This window comes from Wolbachia endosymbiont of Drosophila bocki, from assembly GCF_028982005.1.
GTDB classification, from domain to species: domain Bacteria; phylum Pseudomonadota; class Alphaproteobacteria; order Rickettsiales; family Anaplasmataceae; genus Wolbachia; species Wolbachia pipientis.
Map to the genome: position 1 here is coordinate 1 of NZ_JAPQLG010000184.1, position 2,177 is coordinate 2,177.

The following is a 2,177-nucleotide window of genomic DNA, read 5'->3' on the forward strand; positions in this document are numbered from 1 at the left end:
TATGTGTTTATGGCTATAGCAGGCCAGTAGCATATTACGGTCTGTTCGGATTATTGTAAAAAGAGCTATATTATTCATAAAAAAGTTGATCTACCAAAAATCAAGCCTTATGTAGTGGAATATCAATGGCTATTGTCGGAGATGCGGAAAAAAAGAAGTAGCAAGTTACCAAAAGGTGTTATGCCAGATACATTTGGTCCAAGAGTTGTTTTGTGAAGTTGACAGAGTCAAGGAGAATGAAAGTTTTAAAAAATAGCATATTTTTTAATTATAAAAATTTGATATTAACTGTTGTTGGTTGATTGAGTAAAAACCAGTGAATGGTCACGTTAAAACATATTTTTAAATTTCTGCCAAAATCCTGGTTTATTATCATTAACCTTTGTAAATGTTATATTTAAACTGTATTTCGGATCATTTGGCACGTCGTATTTTATGCTAAATGTTGAAACTTTATCGTTGTTGTAAATATGTACATCATCATATGATAGCTTTGTTGTGTAACACTTTACATACTTCTGCTTATCATGCACTAAATCACCTGACTCCCTTTCTAGTTCCACAAATTTCGTTTTTTTCTGACATTCCTTCATTTTTATTAAATCCTTATCTGGTGATATTGAAACTGGCAACGTATTTCCAGCATATTCTTTAGCTAAAAGTTCACTTTGAGGATACATTTTTATTTCCCTGCCAAAATGTGAGTCTATGAAATTATTACTCCAAAATTTATCGCCAGAATGCACGTACTCATCAGTAGCATACGGCACCCCACCATAATTGCATTGAACTTTGTAATCTCCAACACCGTTGTTTTGAAAAAAATCATGAATAGCAGTGTAGCCACCGGCAGCATCATTTATATAATCCATTACTTTATTCCTTAAATTTTTAGTTCATTATATCATAATCATTATGCCAATCAATCAAAAAAGCTCTCCCTTGCTGTTTTTAAAACTGATTTTGAGCAAGCGCTCTCGATTAGTTGGGAGCGTATTTGTAAGATTGTGACATTCGTGCCTCCCAGTTTTTCACATACTGCTGAATCAATTCAGGATAATCTGTAATAATTAATAAATTTTCAGCATTTCCTTTTTTAGCTGTCTTACTAAGGTTAAATGACCCTGTGATGACTTTTTGATTGTCAACAATCATTATCTTATTATGAGCAATCTTTGGCTTATCATCGATCCAAATTGGTACTCCACCTGAAAATAATTCATTTATAACACTATATTTTGAGTAGAGTTGCGATTTATCTAAGATGACTTTAACATCAACACCGCGTTCTTTAGCATTTATCAAAGATTTTGCAACTGTTCCAAGAGTAAATGTATATTCTTGAACTAAGATAGATTTTTTAGACTGATCTATTACGTTGATTATCGGTACAGCACAATCTTCTCCAGGTGAAAAGCAAACCGTAGCTTTTGGGCAGGGCGAAAATATAAAACCCGCATAGTAATACAGAGAAAAACACATTAACAAGAATAAAAAGTGAAAAAGCCTCACAACAACCCACCCCCGGATATACGGCGATAGGCTACATTATAATTTAATCACCTGTCAATAGACTTCTTGCATAGTTTTTGGCAACAACCGTTAGAAACGAAAAAACTTACTTGACAAACTCCGCCAGCCCCCTTATCACGAAACCGAAGGCATTCAGTTATCTTCATCTGTGCAGATTAAACAGCAAGAAAACAACGTAGTTGGCGTCTTATTTTTGATTTTTTGCACTATGTGCACCTTATGTCTTCACAATATTTCTAGGTTTTTACCTACACAAGCTGAAACGCGCTTATAAGTCGTTTAAGACAGTATAGTACGCCAATTTGCAGGATTAGGGAGTGACAACTAGCTAACACGGGGTTTCTTTTGCCTTTTTTTCTGCTTAGTAAATTTCTTAAACATTTAAACTAAGGTGGGTTGCATTTAAAAGCAGCTAAATTGCAGTGTTTAAGACTTAAAAAATGCCAATGTTCTAAAATAGATATTAGCTGGGGCTTCTTTTGCCTTTTTTTTCGCTTGGTAAATTTCTTAATGTTTATAGCTAACATGAAGCTAAGTACGAACTTTGTTAAATACAACAAATGGTGTCATCCCTGTGCTCCTTTTTTTGTCATCCGAGTAGCTGACACTGGGATCTATTTTGCATGTAACTCCAATTGTGTTTT

Annotated in this window: 2 protein-coding genes and 1 pseudogene; 1 reads left to right on the forward strand and 2 read right to left on the reverse strand. The window is 34.0% G+C overall.

The window, feature by feature from the left end; genetic code table 11:
- Positions 1 to 54: 54 nt before the first annotated feature.
- Positions 55 to 207: pseudogene (locus OZD61_RS04390) on the forward strand (IS66 family transposase); the annotation flags it as partial.
- A 122-nt stretch (positions 208 to 329) separates the two neighbouring features.
- On the opposite strand, the gene OZD61_RS04395 reads toward OZD61_RS04390, so the two are convergent.
- A complete protein-coding gene (locus tag OZD61_RS04395; RefSeq protein WP_274979996.1) occupies positions 330 to 872 on the reverse strand; it encodes a hypothetical protein in 543 nt (180 codons plus the stop codon).
- A gap of 109 nt (positions 873 to 981) precedes the next feature.
- Positions 982 to 1,512 (reverse strand): phospholipase D family nuclease, encoded by a 531-nt coding sequence (locus OZD61_RS04400; RefSeq protein WP_015589462.1) that lies wholly within the window; start codon positions 1,510 to 1,512, stop codon positions 982 to 984.
- Between the last annotated feature and the right edge of the window lie 665 nt (positions 1,513 to 2,177).